Origin of the sequence: Microtetraspora niveoalba, from assembly GCF_001570405.1 — a bacterium.
Classification (GTDB): Bacteria; Actinomycetota; Actinomycetes; order Streptosporangiales; family Streptosporangiaceae; genus Microtetraspora; species Microtetraspora niveoalba.
On record NZ_BBYM01000003.1, the window covers coordinates 214966 to 229388 of the forward strand.

17 protein-coding genes are annotated in these 14423 nt (G+C 71.2%); 11 read left to right on the forward strand and 6 right to left on the reverse strand.

The genetic code is table 11. The features are described from left to right. Positions 1–7: 7 nt before the first annotated feature. Genes leuD through AWQ70_RS02395 form a run of 3 tightly spaced genes read left to right on the forward strand, consistent with a single transcriptional unit; the run spans position 8 to position 1180 of the window. Positions 8–595, forward strand: coding sequence for a 3-isopropylmalate dehydratase small subunit (gene leuD, locus AWQ70_RS02385; RefSeq protein ID WP_067169482.1), 588 nt, complete (start codon positions 8–10; stop codon positions 593–595). Continuing rightward, a complete protein-coding gene (locus AWQ70_RS02390) occupies positions 574–834 on the forward strand; it encodes an SCO5555 family protein (RefSeq protein ID WP_067169485.1) in 261 nt (86 codons plus the stop codon). The genes leuD and AWQ70_RS02390 overlap by 22 nt, the downstream gene beginning before the upstream one ends. Before the next feature lie 49 nt (positions 835–883). Beyond that, positions 884–1180, forward strand: coding sequence for an HU family DNA-binding protein (locus tag AWQ70_RS02395; protein ID WP_067169488.1), 297 nt, complete (start codon positions 884–886; stop codon positions 1178–1180). Between the two features lie 314 nt (positions 1181–1494). Here the strand turns inward: AWQ70_RS02395 and AWQ70_RS02400 are convergent, their stop codons facing one another. Together AWQ70_RS02400 and AWQ70_RS02405 are read right to left on the reverse strand one after the other, a co-directional pair. After that, the gene (locus AWQ70_RS02400) at positions 1495–1698 is read right to left on the reverse strand and encodes a hypothetical protein (RefSeq protein ID WP_067169491.1); all 204 of its coding nucleotides are present in this window, start codon (positions 1696–1698) and stop codon (positions 1495–1497) included. A gap of 62 nt (positions 1699–1760) precedes the next feature. Further along, entirely contained in the window at positions 1761–2549 is a 789-nt protein-coding gene (locus AWQ70_RS02405) for a TetR/AcrR family transcriptional regulator (RefSeq protein ID WP_084516439.1), read from the reverse strand. Positions 2550–2745: 196 nt separating this feature from the next. Between AWQ70_RS02405 and AWQ70_RS02410 the strand changes: the two genes are divergently transcribed. After that, entirely contained in the window at positions 2746–4239 is a 1494-nt protein-coding gene (locus AWQ70_RS02410; protein WP_067169496.1) for an MFS transporter, read from the forward strand. Positions 4240–4381: 142 nt separating this feature from the next. On the opposite strand, the gene cofC is transcribed toward AWQ70_RS02410, so the two are convergent. Beyond that, a complete protein-coding gene (gene cofC, locus AWQ70_RS02415; RefSeq protein ID WP_157529850.1) occupies positions 4382–5038 on the reverse strand; it encodes a 2-phospho-L-lactate guanylyltransferase in 657 nt (218 codons plus the stop codon). A 209-nt stretch (positions 5039–5247) separates the two neighbouring features. On the opposite strand from cofC, the gene AWQ70_RS02420 reads away from it, so the two are divergent. The 4 genes from AWQ70_RS02420 to AWQ70_RS02435 all read left to right on the forward strand — a co-directional run bounded on the left by AWQ70_RS02420 (position 5248) and on the right by AWQ70_RS02435 (position 9513). Further along, the gene (locus tag AWQ70_RS02420; protein WP_067169502.1) at positions 5248–5970 is read left to right on the forward strand and encodes a lysophospholipid acyltransferase family protein; all 723 of its coding nucleotides are present in this window, start codon (positions 5248–5250) and stop codon (positions 5968–5970) included. Positions 5971–6106: 136 nt separating this feature from the next. Continuing rightward, positions 6107–7114, forward strand: coding sequence for an NAD(P)H-dependent glycerol-3-phosphate dehydrogenase (locus tag AWQ70_RS02425; RefSeq protein ID WP_067169505.1), 1008 nt, complete (start codon positions 6107–6109; stop codon positions 7112–7114). Positions 7115–7118: 4 nt separating this feature from the next. After that, a complete protein-coding gene (locus AWQ70_RS02430; protein ID WP_067169508.1) occupies positions 7119–8354 on the forward strand; it encodes a trans-sulfuration enzyme family protein in 1236 nt (411 codons plus the stop codon). 40 nt (positions 8355–8394) lie between these two features. Continuing rightward, positions 8395–9513 carry a D-alanine--D-alanine ligase family protein gene (locus AWQ70_RS02435; protein ID WP_067169511.1) on the forward strand — a complete coding sequence of 373 codons (1119 nt, stop codon included), beginning with the start codon at positions 8395–8397 and terminating at the stop codon, positions 9511–9513. Between the two features lie 9 nt (positions 9514–9522). On the opposite strand, the gene AWQ70_RS02440 is transcribed toward AWQ70_RS02435, so the two are convergent. Both AWQ70_RS02440 and AWQ70_RS02445 read right to left on the reverse strand, forming a co-directional pair. After that, the gene (locus tag AWQ70_RS02440; RefSeq protein ID WP_067169514.1) at positions 9523–9963 is read right to left on the reverse strand and encodes a DUF3515 domain-containing protein; all 441 of its coding nucleotides are present in this window, start codon (positions 9961–9963) and stop codon (positions 9523–9525) included. Positions 9964–9974: 11 nt separating this feature from the next. Next, on the reverse strand, positions 9975–10208 hold the full coding sequence (locus AWQ70_RS02445; RefSeq protein WP_066942771.1) for an Lrp/AsnC family transcriptional regulator: 234 nt from the start codon (positions 10206–10208) through the stop codon (positions 9975–9977). A 64-nt stretch (positions 10209–10272) separates the two neighbouring features. On the opposite strand from AWQ70_RS02445, the gene AWQ70_RS02450 reads away from it, so the two are divergent. After that, positions 10273–11271, forward strand: coding sequence for a thiamine-phosphate kinase (locus tag AWQ70_RS02450; RefSeq protein ID WP_084516440.1), 999 nt, complete (start codon positions 10273–10275; stop codon positions 11269–11271). Between the two features lie 112 nt (positions 11272–11383). Further along, positions 11384–12181: a bifunctional hydroxymethylpyrimidine kinase/phosphomethylpyrimidine kinase gene (thiD, locus tag AWQ70_RS02455; protein ID WP_067169732.1), complete on the forward strand. Its 798-nt coding sequence runs from the start codon at positions 11384–11386 to the stop codon at positions 12179–12181. 144 nt (positions 12182–12325) lie between these two features. On the opposite strand, the gene rpmB is transcribed toward thiD, so the two are convergent. Beyond that, positions 12326–12511, reverse strand: coding sequence for a 50S ribosomal protein L28 (rpmB, locus tag AWQ70_RS02460; RefSeq protein ID WP_067169733.1), 186 nt, complete (start codon positions 12509–12511; stop codon positions 12326–12328). 218 nt (positions 12512–12729) lie between these two features. Here rpmB and fakA point away from each other — a divergent pair, with 218 nt between their 5' ends. Beyond that, on the forward strand, positions 12730–14307 hold the full coding sequence (fakA, locus tag AWQ70_RS02465) for a DAK2 domain-containing protein (RefSeq protein WP_067169517.1): 1578 nt from the start codon (positions 12730–12732) through the stop codon (positions 14305–14307). Positions 14308–14423: the final 116 nt, after the last annotated feature.

A 14423-nucleotide genomic window follows, 5' to 3' on the forward strand; every position in this document is an offset into this window, starting at 1 on the left:
ACCACCGATGGAAGCCTTCACCACGCACACCGGCAGGGCCGTGCCCCTGCGCCGCAGCAACGTCGACACCGACCAGATCATCCCGGCCGTCTGGCTCAAGCAGGTCAGCCGCACCGGCTTCGAGAACGGGCTGTTCGCCGCCTGGCGCGAGGACCCGTCGTTCGTCCTCAACAACCCGGTCTACCAGGGCGCCTCGATCCTGCTCTCCGGCCCGGACTTCGGCACCGGCTCCTCCCGTGAGCACGCCGTATGGGCCCTGCAGCAGTACGGCTTCCGCGTCGTGATCGCGGCCCGTTTCGGCGACATCTTCCGCAACAACTCGACGAAGATGGGCCTGCTCCCGGTCGTCCTGCCGTCGGACGTCGTCGAGAAGCTGCAGGAGGCCGCCGAGGCCGACCCCGCCGTCGAGATCACCGTGGACCTGGCCGAGCGCGAGGTCAGGCTCGGCTCGGAGTCGTGGTCGTTCGAGATCGACGACTACACGCGCTGGCGCCTGATGGAGGGCCTGGACGACATCGGCCTGACCCTGCGTCACGCCGACGACGTCGCCGTGTACGAGAATGGACGGCAGCCATGGCTGCCGACGACTGTCTGAACGAGTTTCAGCTAGAGGACGACTACCTGGCGCGGGGGCTGCGCGATGCGCACCGCCGCGTCCGGGCGTTGGATGTTCCCCTGGAAGAGCGGACCCGGCTGACGCATAGGTTGCTTGCTATCTGTAACGTGGCAAAGCAGGACATAGAGCATGCAATCGCCCGGCTTGATGCCTTCATCGCCTATCTGGACGGCGCGTGCGACACGCCGAGTGGGCGAAACGCGTCGCACGGTGATTGAGTCCCATGCACGCGTCCCCTAATTTCAAGCGCGTAAGGGGGAGGAACCAATGAACAAGAAGGAACTCGTCGACGCGATCACGGACCGCGTCGGTGACAAGAAGACGGCCACCGAGGCGGTCAACGCGATTCTCGACGCCATCCAGAACGCCGTCGCCAACGGGGACAAGGTCTCCATCACCGGGTTCGGCGCGTTTGAGATGGTCCACAAGCCTGCCCGCACGGCTCGGAACCCTTCGACCGGCGCGCCCATCAAGGTCGAGGAGAGCTGGGGGCCCAAGTTCCGCCCCGGAAACGACTTCAAGGAGCTCGTCAACGCGGGCGGAAAGAAGTCGGCCAAGAAGTAGCGGTGGCTTCGGCCGAGGACGGCGTCCGGATCATCCGGACGCCGTTCTTCTTTTCCCCCGGCTTCCCTCCCCGCCCCGAGCCATCAATGATCACTGCGCCCGGCCGGCCCGCCGAGCGCCTTCGATCATTACGGTGGCCGGCCATCACGCTCGGGGCGCGGCGGTGTCTGGACTGTGGAACGAGCGGGCGAGGAACGTGAGGGGCGCGGCGGTGTCTGGACTGAGGAACGCCCGGAGCGACGAAGGAGTGAGGACGTGACGAGGGAAGACATCGCCTGAAGGCGCCCCGAGCCCGCCGAGCGAAGCGAGGCAAATCAACAGGGCAGCGGGAACGTGGAGAGGGTCACGTAGGTGATGCGGCCGGCGTCGAGGAGGATGTTCACCCGCTGACCGGTACGCAGTAGCCGTAGTGGTCCCGCGTCGAAGGCGGCGGTGTCGAACGGCAGCTCCGTGCCGTCGTCCAGGAACACCGATCCGGACCGGGTCGCGTCGTCGAAGGTCTTCACCGTGGCCTGCACCTGATCAGCGTACTCGTCGCCTCGGCGGACGCCGATGACGTGTCGCCGCGGGCCGCCACGGGTCAGCTCTCGCCGGCTGCGGGCCCGGTATCCGGTCCGGTCGGGGGACGGGTGTCGAGCCCGGTGGGCGGTGGGGTGGGCTCGGCGTACGACGCGAGGCCGCGTACGAGGATGTCGAGTCCGAGCTCGAAGCGGTAGTCGTTGGACTCGTCCACCATCAGGTTCGCTATCGCGAGCATGTTGGGGAACCGGTCGGGCGGGAGCGAGGCGAAATAGTCCCGGATATCGTCTCGGATCTCCGTCCATGACTTGGTGTCCGCGCCCTGGTACCGGCTCTGCCAGATGGACTCCTCCGCGACGAAGCCGTCGATGTACGTCGAGAGCAGATCTCCGGCGATGGCCGTGACGCGGTCGGGGAGCCCGCCGGCGCGCAACAGCGCGAGCAGCTTCTCGACGTGCGGCAGGAGCTCGGGGCTGAACGGCATCTGCCCCATGGAGATCCGCGCCATGTCGCGGTGGCTGAGGAGCCGGACGCGGCTTTGGCGGGCGTACTCCTTGAGCTGGTCCTGCCACCGCTCGGGGTCGGGCTCCGGCAGGTGGAGGCCGTCGAAGAACCGCCGGTACATCAGCTCGAGCAGCTCGTCCTTGTTGTCGACGTGCGCGTACAGGGCCGAGACCGCGACGTCGAGTTCGGCGGCGACCCGGCGCATGCTGAGCCCGTCGAGCCCTTCGCGGTCGAGTACGGCGAAGGCGGCGTCGACGATGCGCTCCCGCGTCAGGGGGACGCGTGCGGGGGCGGGACGCCTGCGCGCTCGCTCCCAGGGCGGTGTGGGCATGTCCGGCTCTGTCATGGGGCCTCCCGCGCTCATCGTAGTGAACGTCGCTCGCCACGAACGAACAGCGATCAGCGACGAGATATATCTTGTGAACTTCTAAGAGGCGATATATCTTGAGAACACCGCACGTTCTATGCGAACGCCGTTCGATGATAGAACAGCGATCTGCATTGGTGAACGCTGTTCTACGACACGCCCTTTGGAGGAGCACATGTCCGCAACCCACGAGGCGGTGGCATCCGCGCCGCCGGCCGGCGAGCCCGCGCCGTACAGGTGGCGCTGGGCCGCACTCTTCGTGATCCTCGCCGCGGAGGTCATGGACCTCCTCGACGCGATGGTCACCAACATCGCCGGACCGACGATCAAAGCCGAGATCGGCGGCAGCGAGAGCACGCTCCAGTGGCTCGGCGCGGCGTACACGCTGGCCATGACGACCGGCCTGCTCACCGGCGGCCGGCTGGGCGACATCTTCGGGCGCAAGAAGATGTTCGTCATCGGCGCCGGGGGGTTCGTCCTCGGGTCGCTGCTGTGCGCCGTCGCCCAGTCGCCCGAGACGCTCATCGCGGCGCGCGTGGTCCAGGGTCTGTTCGGCGCCGTCATGTTGCCGCAGGGGCTCGGCATGATCAAGGAGATGTTCCCGCCGAAGGAGATGCAGTCGGCGTTCATGCTGTTCGGCCCGGTCATGGGCCTGGCCTCGGTCGGCGGCCCCATCCTCGCCGGCTGGCTGGTGGACGCGGACTTCTTCGGCACCGGCTGGCGCATGATCTTCATCATCAACCTGCCGTTCGGCCTGGCCGCGCTCATCGGCGCGCTCCGGTTCCTGCCCGAGTCGCGCTCGCCGCACCCGCCGAAGCTGGACATCCCCGGCGTCGTCATCGCGTCGCTGGCGGCGATCCTGATAGTCTTCCCGCTGGTCCAGGGCCGGGAGAACGACTGGCCCGCCTGGTCGTTCGTCATGATCGGCGCGTCCGTCGTGGTCTTCGCGATCTTCGGATGGTTCGAGGCGCGCAAGAGCCGGGGCGGGGGCGACCCGCTGGTCGTGCCGAGCCTGTTCCGCAAGCGCGCCTTCACCGGCGGCCTGCTGACCGGCATCGTCTTCTTCTCCGGCATGGCCGGGTTCATGCTGGTCTTCAACCTGTACACGCAGATCGGGCTGGGCTACTCCCCGATCAAGGCCGGTCTCGCCGGGGTGCCCTGGTCGGTCGGCATGATCCTCGGAATGGGCATCATGCAGGCGGTCAAGCGGTTCGGCCGCAAGGTCCTGCACGGCGGAGCGCTTGTCATGGCGCTCGGCGCCGCCGGTGTCTACCTGACCATCGACCTGGCCGGGATCGGCGTCACGCCGTGGCAGCTCGCGCCCGCCCTGATCGTGACCGGGATCGGCATGGGCCTGCTGATGGGCCCGTTCTTCGACATCGTGCTCGCCGGGGTCGAGCAGCACGAGACCGGATCGGCCTCCGGCACGCTGACCGCCGTGCAGCAGCTCGGCAACGCGTTCGGCGTGGCCCTGCTCGGGACGATCTTCTTCGACCTGCTCGGCCCGGTCCCCACCGGCACGAGCTTCGACCACGCGATGAAGATCACGCTGTGGGTCGTGGTGGGCATGCTGCTGCTGACGTTCGTCGTCGCCTTCCTCCTGCCCAAGTACGCCCGCGAGGAGGACGCCCTCGAAGGTGAGGCACCGAAGGAGGCCGTGAACGCCTGATCCGAGATGCCCGTCCCATCGCGTCCCGACCTGTTCGTCCCGCCTGGCCGCGCCGTCGCCTCTCCGACCGCGCGGCCAGGCCCGTCTCCCGCCTCCGCGGAACCGGTGTGGAACGCCTCGCGTACGGCCCGGGGAACCGCGGTCAGCCCATGAGGCCGGGGGCGATCGGGGGCCGGATGCGCGTGATCACGTCCAGAGTGGTGGCGGGCAGCCCCAGGGCGAGCGCCTCCCGCAGGTCCTCCACCGTGTCGACGTCCCTGCGGACGGAGGCGATGCCGTCCAGGGTGATCTCCTTCGCCCCGCCCGACAGGTGCTTGGCCTTGGACTCGCCCCCGAATCTCGGCCGGAACGACACGCCCGGCCGCACGCCGTAGAAGGTGGTCCCGACGTCCGCCGCGTCGGGGACGAACGCCTGGTCGAACTCCTCGGCGGCCGCGAGCACCCGATCCAGCTCCGCCGGGCGCAACGCGGGCAGATCCGCCTGGAGCGCGCCGACCGCGTCGCCGGGCGCGAGCCGTACGGCCTCGGCGGCCCCGAAGCGCAGCGCGGTGTTGAGCCCCTGGTCGGGGTCGGTCACGACGTGGGCGCCCAGCGCGGCCAGCCGCTCCGCCGGCACCGGGTCGGCGGTGACCACGATCACACGGCCGACACGGGGACAGCTCAGCGCCGCGGACACCGTGTCGCACGCCAGCGCGACCGCCAGGTCGGCGCGGTACGGCCCCGCCGCGCCCGCGAGACGGGTCTTCGCCCTGATGATGGTCTTCACCGGCACCACGAGGGTCCATCGCGTGAGCTGCATAACGTTAAGCATCCCGCCTCGACAGTCCCCGGAGCCAACCGGGAGACTTGTGGGCACCCGTCGCCGGGGGCGGCGGATCAGCACGTGGAGGAGCGAGTGAGCGGACGACGAGGCGCGATGACGCGCGCCCGGATGGCCGCCGGGACGGGCACGCTGAGCCGGCGCGGCGCGTCATGGTTCCCCGTCCGGCCGGCACACGAGGAGTCGAAATGAAACGGCGCAGCCGTCCCACCCGGTTCTGGGAGTCCCTGGCCGTCCTGATCGTGAAGCCGCTGTCGCTTCTGCTGATCAAGCACATCTGGCGTGGAGGGGACTTCGTGCCCCGCGCGGGCGGTGTGATCATCGCGGCCAACCACATGTCGTGGACGGACCCGGTCCTGCTGTCCCACTACCTCTACAACAACGGGCGCTGGCCGGTGATCCTCGCCAAGTCGGGAATCTTCAAGGTGCCGGTGCTCGGGCACATCGTCGCCCAGTTGCTGGCCATCCCGGTGCACCGGGGCAGCACGGAGGCCACCCAGTCCCTGAAGACCGCCGAGCAGCGCCTCAGGGACGGCGGGTGCGTCATCTTCTACCCCGAGGGCACGATCACCCGCGATCCCGATCTATGGCCGATGGTAGGCAAGACCGGTGTCGCGCGGCTCGCCCTCTCGACCGGCGCGCCCGTGATCCCGGTCGCCCACTGGGGCGCCCACGAGCTCCTGCCGTACGGGGAGAAGAAGCCGCGGATGTTCCCCCGCAAGACCTTCCGGGTGCTGGCCGGCCCGCCCGTCGATCTGTCGAAGTACCAGGGACAGCCGATGCGCGCCACGGTCCTGCGTGAGGCGACCGCCGACATCATGGCCGCCATCACCGCCCAGCTCGCGGAGATCCGCAAGGAGGAAGCCCCCGGGTCGCCATATGACCCGAAAAACACGGCTCAGTCGGAATGACCGCGTACGGTGAGAGGGACGACGCGCGGGGAACGGGCGCGACCGGCGAGCGAGCAGCGGGGCCGGCGCGGCGGACGGAACGGCCGGCCGGGAGGCGAAGCCGTCCCGCCGGATGACGAGGAGTGGTGAGCGACCGGTGAGCAGGGCTGTCGTTTTCGGAACTGGCTCGTGGGGGACCACGTTCGCGATGATCCTCTCGGAGGCGGGCACCAGGACGACGCTGTGGGGGAGACGGGCCTCGGTCGTCGACGCGATCAACGAGAGGCATGAGAACCCCGAGTACCTGCCGGGGCTGCGCCTGCCCGAGAGCCTGCGCGCGACCACGGATCCCGCCGAGGCGATGCGGGACGCCGACTTCGTGGTCCTCGCCGTGCCGGCCCAGACGCTCCGCGACAACCTCGCCGCCTGGAAGCCGCACATCCCCCCGGACGCCGTGCTGGTCAGCCTGATGAAAGGCGTCGAGCGGGGCACCCGCAAACGGATGAGCGAGGTCATCTGCGAGGTCGCGGGCGTCCCTCTGGACCGGGTCGCGGTGGTCTCCGGGCCGAACCTGGTCCCCGAGCTGGCCCGGCGGCAGCCCGCCGCCGCCGTGGTGGCCTGCTCTGACGAGGAGGTCGCGCGGCGGCTCCAGGACGCCTGCCACCTGCCGTGGTTCCGCACCTACACCAACCCGGACGTCGTCGGCGTCGAGCTCGGCGGCGCGGTGAAGAACGTCATCGCCCTGGCGGTGGGCGTCGCCGTCGGCATGGGGCTGGGCGACAACGTGGCCGCCACGCTCATGACCCGCGGCCTCGCCGAGATCGCCCGGCTGGGCGCGGCGCTCGGAGCCGACCAGCACACGTTCGCCGGTCTCGCCGGGATGGGCGATCTGGTGGCGACCTGCAGCTCCCCGTTGTCCCGAAACCGTACCTTCGGTGAGAATCTGGGACGTGGGATGACCTTGGCCGAGGTCGTCGCCGTGACGAAGCAGACCGCCGAGGGAGTCAAATCGTGCGAGTCGGTTCTCGAGCTGGCGAGGAAACACGACGTGGAGATGCCGATCACCGAGGTCGTGGTCGGTGTGGTCCACGACGGGATGGCCCCGGACGAGGCGGCGATGCTCCTGATGTCGCGCACCCCGAAGCCGGAGCGTTACGGCGTGTAGCCCCATGAGGCGCGGGCGCAGGAGGCTCGGGGAGAACTCCCGTGCCGTCCATCTGCCGCCGCCTCCGCTGCCGCGCGAGGCCCCGACGGGCCTGCCCGTGTGGCGGACCTCCGGCTGGAGCCCGGCCCCGCCGGGCTTCTCCTGGCCCGCCGGCCCGGCGCCCGGCCGCTCGTCCGGGCTCATGGAGAACCGGGCCGACAACCCGACCGTCGCCGCCTTCGCGGCGGCGATGGCCGCGATGGAGGGCGCGGCGGCCCCCGAGGACGTCGCCGGCCAGGCGTTCTCCTCAGGGACGGCCGCCACCACCGCCGTCTTCCTGACCCTCCTGCGCGCCGGGGCGCACGTCCTCGCGCCCGCGACCGCCCGCGGCGGCGCCCGCTCCCTGCTCGCGAACGTGTTGTCCCGGTTCGGCGTCGCGGCCGACTTCGTGGACTATTCGGACCTGCGCCGGGTCCAGGCCGCGATCCGCTCCACAACGAAGATCATCTACGCCGAGACGCTGGCCGACCCCACCATGGCCGTGGCCGACATCCGGGGGCTGTACCGCATCGCCAAGGACGCCGGAGCGCTGCTGGTGGTCGACTCGACGCTCGCCACGCCCGTCGTGTGCCGCCCGCTGGAGCACGGCGCCGACCTGGTCGTCCACTCGGCCACGGGGTACGTCGGCGGCCACGACGACTGCGCCGGCGGCGTGGTGGTCGGGCGGCCCGACCTGATCAACCTGATCCGGGAGGTCCGGATCGACACCGGCGGCTCGTTGTCCCCCGACGAGGCGTTCCTGCTGCGCCGCGGCATGGAGACGATGACCCTGCGGGTCCGCCGGATCTGCTCGACCGCGATGGTGTTCGCCGCCTCGCTGGCCAAACATCCGGTCGTACGCCGGGTGGACTATCCCGGCCTGCCCGGCCATCCCGGCCACCGGCTCGCCCGGCACCTGTTCGACTCCGGGCCCGAGGGCACCCGGTTCGGCGGTTGCGTCACGGTGACCGTCCACGGCGGGTACGACGCGGGGGCGGAGCTGGCCGACGCCCTCCGGCTCGCCAGGGTCGCGAACTCGTACGGCGGGACGAGGACCACGGCCGTGCATCTCGCCGCGGCGGCCCGCCCCGACGAGGCGCTCTCCGGCGTGGACGCGGGAGCCGTACGGTTCTCGATCGGCCTGGAGGACGCGGAAGACCTGATCATGGATGTGACGCAGGCGCTCGACGCCATGCGACCGAACGGCCACACGCGGGCCTGACAAGCGGGTTCCACGTCCGGAAGCGGTACATTCGAGCATCATGAACGAGCAGCGCGAGGTGCCTTCCCGGCCGATTCGAGTCGCCGTCGTCTTCGGCGGTCGCAATTCCGAGCACGCGGTGTCGCTGATGGGCGCGGGCAGCGTGCTCAGCGCGATCGACCGGTCGAAGTACGAGGTCATCCCTGTCGGCATCGCTCCCGACGGGCGCTGGGTGCTGGTGGCCGACGGGCAGAGCTACGCGATCGAGGACGGCGAGCTGCCGGTCGTCGGCGACACCGGCACGGCGCTCGCCCTGCCGTCCGACTCCGGGTCGCTGGTGGCGCTCGATCCGGGGCGGATCCCGCGCTCCCTCGGTGACGTGGACGTCGTCTTCCCGATGCTGCACGGGCCCTTCGGCGAGGACGGCACCATCCAGGGCCTCCTGGAGATGGCCGGGGTGCGCTACGTGGGCTCCGGCGTGCTGGCGAGCGCGGTCGGCATGGACAAGGCGTACATGAAGCTCGTGCTCAAGGCGGCGGGGCTCCCGGTCGGGCCGTTCGTCGTCGTCCGCGACCGCGACTGGTGCACCGACCGCGCCAGGGTGCTCAAGGAGGTCGAGGAGCTCGGCTGGCCGGTGTTCGTCAAGCCGGCCCGCGCCGGGTCGTCGCAGGGCATCTCGAAGGCGCACGACCCCGAGTCGCTGGAGGCCGCGATCGAGCTCGCCCGCGCCCACGACCCCAAGGTGCTGGTCGAGGCGGCGATCGTCGGCCGCGAGATCGAGTGCGCTGTGCTGGAGTCCCTCGGCGACGCGCCCCCGGAGGCGAGCGTCCCCGGCGAGGTGCTCGTGCGCGGTGAGCGCGAGTTCTTCGACTTCGAGGCGAAGTACTACCCCGACCAGATGGCGCTCGACGCGCCCGCCGACATCCCGGCGGAGACCGCCGAGGCTGTGCGCTCGATGGCCGTCCAGGCGTTCGAGGCGCTGTCGTGCGAGGGGCTGTCCCGGGTGGACTTCTTCTACACGACCTCGGGCGAGCTCATCATCAACGAGATCAACACGATGCCCGGTTTCACGTCGCTCTCGGTCGCGCCGCAGCTCTGGGCCGCGACCGGACTGTCGTACGCCGAGCTCGTCGACCACCTGATCCGGCTCGCGCTCGACCGTCCGGCCGGGCTGCGCTGAGCCCGCGCGTCACCCGGGGACGGACGACTTGATCGGGCCCGCCAGATCCACCATCACCTCTCCGGGGACGTGCTTTCCGGAGATCGTCACCTCGACGTACGCCTCGCGGTTGATCGCGGTGAACAGCGTCGGGAGCTTCGGATCCTGGTACCAGGTGACGCCGTCGAGGTCGGTCGCCTGGTCCGTGGCGTTCATCGAGGCGGGCCGGTCGACGCCGCACCGCAGGGCGATCTCGCCCGCTCCCCACACGGCGACGTACGGCGAGGGCGGGTCGCTCTCCACCCGTTCCGCGCCGTCGAGCCGGGCGGGCAGCGCGGTGGCGAGCTTCTGGCACGCCGCCGCCGCGGCCCCCTCCGGCTTCGGCGGCTCCACCCGCACGGCGCCGGAGCACGCGGACACGGTCAGTACGGCGAGCAGCCCGGCCGCGGCCGGGGTGACCAGTCTTCGCATCTCATCCCAGGTCAGATGTGCACGATCGGACATGTAAGAGTACGCGTGATGCCCTCGACCGCCTGAATCTGGGCCACCACCAGCTTGCCCAGCTCGTCCACGTTGCGGGCCTCGGCCCGGACGATCACATCGTAGGGACCGGTGACATCCTCCGCCTGGGTGACGCCGGTGATCCCGGCGATCTGGCCGGCCACATTGGCCGCCTTGCCGACCTCGGTCTGGATAAGGATGTAGGCCTGCACCATAACGCCCTCCGGATAGAGATCAGTGCCGGAGCGTACCGTACCTCGAATGCACTAGGGGTGTGCCATCACAGTCGGAGATCTTGGCGAATTCGGTGTAATTGGACGTATCGCTGGGCGATTGCCGCAGGGTGCGGCTGTACTGCTCGGACCTGGGGACGACGCCGCCGTTCTGAGCGCGCCGGACGGGCGGGTCGTCGTGAGTACGGATCTCCTAATCGAGGGTAGGCACTTCCGCCGCAATTGGTCCAGTGGGTATGACATCGGCCGTAAAGCGGCAGCTCAGAATCTTTCCGATATAGCGGCAATGGGGGCCGACCCGACGGCCATCTTCGTCGGCCTCGGGCTGCCCCCCGACGTGACCACGGACTGGCTGGACGCCCTGACCGACGGTTTCCGGGACGAGTGCGCGCTCGTCGGCGCGAGTGTGGCGGGCGGGGACATCTCGCGTTCCGACACCGTCGTACTGGGCGTGACCGCGCTCGGCGACCTCGGCGGGCGCGGGCCGGTGACCAGGGCGGGCGCGCGTCCCGGGCAGGTCGTCGCGATCGCGGGCCGTCTCGGTCACGCCGCTGCGGGGCTCGCGCTGCTCCAGGCCGGCCGGGCCGCGCCTGTCGCGGGGCCGATCCCCGGGGAGCGGAACGGGCGGAGCGGCGGGCCGCTGGACGAGCTGGTGGACGCCCACCGCCGGCCCCGCCCGCTGTACGCCTGCGGACCCGCGGCGGCCCGGCTCGGCGCCACGGCCATGCTCGACGTGAGCGACGGCCTCCTGCAGGACCTCGGCCACATCGCGGAGGCGAGCGGCGTCCGCGTCGAGCTGGACCCGGCCGCCTTCCCGGTCGGCCCGGCGCTCGCCGCCGCCGCGCGCGAGCTGGGAGCCGACCCGCTGGAGTGGATCCTGACAGGAGGGGACGACCACGCCTTCGCCGCCGTCTTCCCCCCGAATGTGGAGCTTCCAGACCCGTGGCTGGTGGTGGGCCGGGTCACCGAGGGGGAGGGAGTCCACGTCACCGGACGCGCCGACGCCTCGGGCGGCTGGGACCACTTCCGGGACTCGCGCGTCTGACCGAGTGGAGCGGGCCGCCCGGCGGCGCACGACTGACGACCAGGAGACCGGCGACAAGGGCCCCGGCGCACCGTACGGCGAGGTCGGCGACATGGCCTGGTTTGATAGGGCCATGACTGCCACACCTCCACGCGTGCTCACCATCGCCGGCTCGGACTCGGGCGGCGGCGCCGGGATCCAGGCCGATCTCAAGACGATGCTGGCCCTCGGGGTGCACGGCATGAGCGTCATCGCCGCCGTGACCGCGCAGAACTCGCTCGGCGTCCAGGGCTACTGGGAGCTGCCGGAGGAGGCGGTCCGGGCGCAGCTCGACTCCGTGCTCGGCGACATCGGCGTCCAGGCCGTCAAAACGGGGATGCTGGCCTCCCCGGTGCTGGTGGAGACGGTCGCCCGAGCGCTCGCCGGCGTGGCGGCCCCCGTCGTGGTCGACCCGGTCGGCGTCTCCAAGCACGGGGACTCGCTGCTCGCGCCCGAGGCGGTCGCGACCGTCAAGGAACTGCTGCTGCCGGTCGCCACCGTGGTCACGCCGAACCTCTGGGAGGTCGAGCAGCTCACCTCGGTCAAGGTCGAGGACGAGGACGACCTGCCGCGCGCGGCGGAGGCGGTGCTCGCCCTGGGGCCGCGCTGGGCGCTCATCAAGGGCGGCCACCTTCCCGGCGAGCCGGTGGACCTGCTCACCGACGGCGACCGGCGATATCGCTTCGCCGCCGAGCGCCACGACAACCGCCACACCCACGGCACCGGGTGCACGCTCGCCTCGGCCATCGCCTCCCGCCTCGCACTCGGCGACGACCTGCCGGAGGCCGTACGGCAGGCCAAGGAGTACGTCACCGGCGCGATCGCGCACGGCTTCCCGCTCGGAGCGGGCATCGGCCCCGTCGACCACGGCTGGCGCTGGCGAACCGCCTGACCCGGTCCCTTCAGGCCGTACGGCGCGGTCCCCGACGTGGGGACCGCGCCCGGGCGGGTGCGGCGGCGCCCGGGAACGCGGAAGAAGGCGTGGAAACGCGAAAGCCCGCCACCGAGTCGGTGGCGGGCTCCGGAGAAGATCGGGTCAGCGGGTGACCTTGCCTGCCTTGATGCAGGAGGTGCACACGTTCATCCGCTTCGGCGTCCCGTTGACCGTCGCACGCACGGTCTGGATGTTCGGGTTCCAGCGGCGGCGGGTGCGGCGGTGCGAGTGGGAGACGTTGTTGCCGAAAATCGGCTTCTTAGCGCAGACGTCGCAGACGGAAGCCACGGTCATCGCTCCTTCAGATCAGTCGAATCGGCCCGGTCCGCCAAGAGCGGCTCATCCGAGCGTGCCGGGGCAACCGGCTGGCCACACGAGGATATCCGATGTCAGCCGTTGCACGCCAAACGGGAACCCGGCGAACGGGGATAATCTCGTAGCGCCCAACGGTAGCGCATCGGGGCGGCGCCACGCGTGCGGGCCACTCGATCGAAGGGGCGACGTTCATGCTCGAGGTGCTCGACCCGCCCGCCGTACGCCGCTGGTCGCGCCTGTGCGCCGACGCGCTCGGCCGGGCCAGGGCGGAGATCGACGCGCTCAACGTGTTCCCCGTGCCCGATGGCGACACCGGGACGAACCTGCACCTCACCGTGCTCTCCGCGGCGGAGGCCGTGGCCGGGCTGCCCGGCGACGCGGGCCGCGACCGCACCTGGCAGACGCTCGCCCAGGGCGCCCTGCTCGGCGCCCGCGGAAACTCGGGTGTGATCGTCAGCCAGGCGATACGAGGGCTGGCCGAGGTGCTCGGCCGGGCGGACGGGCGGGGAGCCGACCTGCGCCGGGCGCTCGCCCGGGCCGCCGAGATGGCCAGGGACGCCGTGGTGCGTCCGGTCGAGGGCACCGTCCTCACCGTCCTGGCCGCGGCCGCGGAGGCCGTACGGCACGCCTCCGACGACCTGGGCGAGGTGGCGCGGATCGCGGCGGAGGAGGCGCGGGGCGCGTTGCGGCGCACCACCGGGCAACTCGACGTGCTGGCCAGGAACCACGTGGTCGACGCGGGCGGAGCGGGTCTGGTGATCATCCTGGAGACGCTGGCCGAGGTCGTCTCCGGGGCGTTCAGCGAACGGCACGAGGTCCCCGCCCCGGCCGTGCGGGCGACGGCCGAGGCGGCGCGCGGGCAGGCCCGCGAGGCGGCTCCGGGATACGAGGTGATGTACCTCCTGGACGCGCCCGAGGAGGCGGTCGGCCGGCTCAGGGCCGAGCTGGACGCGCTCGGGGACTCCCTCGTGATCGTGGGAGGCGACGGCCTCTGGAACGTCCACGTCCATGTGGATGACGCGGGCGCCGCGATCGAGGCGGCGCTCGCGGCCGGCCGCCCCCACCGCATCAGGGTGACCCACCTCGGCGGACGGGTCCACGAGCCCGCCCCCGTACGCGGCGTGGTCGCGGTCGCGGCGGGCGACGGCCTCGCCGCGCTCTTCCGCCAGGCCGGAGCCGTCGTCGTACGGCGCGAACCCGGCGCGACGCCGCCGCTCGCCGCCGTGCTCGCCGCCGTCAGGGAGGCCGGGAGCGAGGTGGCCGTGCTGCCGAACGACAACGCGGCGCAGGCGGTGGCCGCGGCCGCCGCCGAGATCGCCAGAGAAGAGGGGCTGACCGTCAGCGTGCTGCCGACGAGGGCCTCGGTCCAGGGGCTCGCCGCGCTCGCCGTGCACGATCCGCTGCGCCGCTTCGACGACGACGTGGTGGCCATGACCGACGCGGCCGGCCACACCCGGCACGGACACGTCTGGGTGGCCGACCGCGAGGCCGTGACCAGCGCGGGCCTGTGCCGTCCGGGCGACGTGCTCGGCGTGGTCGACGGCGACGTCGCCCTCATCGGCACGGCGCTCGCCGACGTGGCGGTGCGCGTCGTCGACCGCATGATGTCGTCGAGCAGCGAGATGGTGACGCTGGTGACCGGTGCCGAGCCCTCCGCCGAGCTGGCGGGAGCCGTACAGGACCGTCTGGCGCGGGTCAGGCCGGACGTCGAGGTGGTCGTCTACGAGGGGGGACAGGGCGGCTACCCCCTCCTCATCGGCGTGGAGTGATCGGCTGGAGTGACTTCCCCATCGGGGCGCGATCCGATGGAGGGACGGGTACCCACGGCCGTCGGCGTGGGGCCGTGTCTCACGGAAGGGGAGGCTCCACCCGCGGACGCCATGGG

Bases quoted from the DNA above. Each gene is read 5' to 3' on its own strand.
- thiD (WP_067169732.1), top strand. From the start codon at position 11,384: ATGACTGCCACACCTCCACGCGTGCTCACCATCGCCGGCTCGGACTCG.
- AWQ70_RS02440 (WP_067169514.1), bottom strand. From the start codon at position 9,963: ATGCGAAGACTGGTCACCCCGGCCGCGGCCGGGCTGCTCGCCGTACTG.
- AWQ70_RS02395 (WP_067169488.1), top strand. From the start codon at position 884: ATGAACAAGAAGGAACTCGTCGACGCGATCACGGACCGCGTCGGTGAC.
- AWQ70_RS02430 (WP_067169508.1), top strand. From the start codon at position 7,119: ATGAGGCGCGGGCGCAGGAGGCTCGGGGAGAACTCCCGTGCCGTCCAT.
- AWQ70_RS02435 (WP_067169511.1), top strand. From the start codon at position 8,395: ATGAACGAGCAGCGCGAGGTGCCTTCCCGGCCGATTCGAGTCGCCGTC.
- fakA (WP_067169517.1), top strand. From the start codon at position 12,730: ATGCTCGAGGTGCTCGACCCGCCCGCCGTACGCCGCTGGTCGCGCCTG.
- AWQ70_RS02445 (WP_066942771.1), bottom strand. From the start codon at position 10,208: ATGGTGCAGGCCTACATCCTTATCCAGACCGAGGTCGGCAAGGCGGCC.
- cofC (WP_157529850.1), bottom strand. From the start codon at position 5,038: ATGCAGCTCACGCGATGGACCCTCGTGGTGCCGGTGAAGACCATCATC.
- leuD (WP_067169482.1), top strand. From the start codon at position 8: ATGGAAGCCTTCACCACGCACACCGGCAGGGCCGTGCCCCTGCGCCGC.
- AWQ70_RS02390 (WP_067169485.1), top strand. From the start codon at position 574: ATGGCTGCCGACGACTGTCTGAACGAGTTTCAGCTAGAGGACGACTAC.
- AWQ70_RS02420 (WP_067169502.1), top strand. From the start codon at position 5,248: ATGAAACGGCGCAGCCGTCCCACCCGGTTCTGGGAGTCCCTGGCCGTC.
- AWQ70_RS02405 (WP_084516439.1), bottom strand. From the start codon at position 2,549: ATGACAGAGCCGGACATGCCCACACCGCCCTGGGAGCGAGCGCGCAGG.
- AWQ70_RS02410 (WP_067169496.1), top strand. From the start codon at position 2,746: ATGTCCGCAACCCACGAGGCGGTGGCATCCGCGCCGCCGGCCGGCGAG.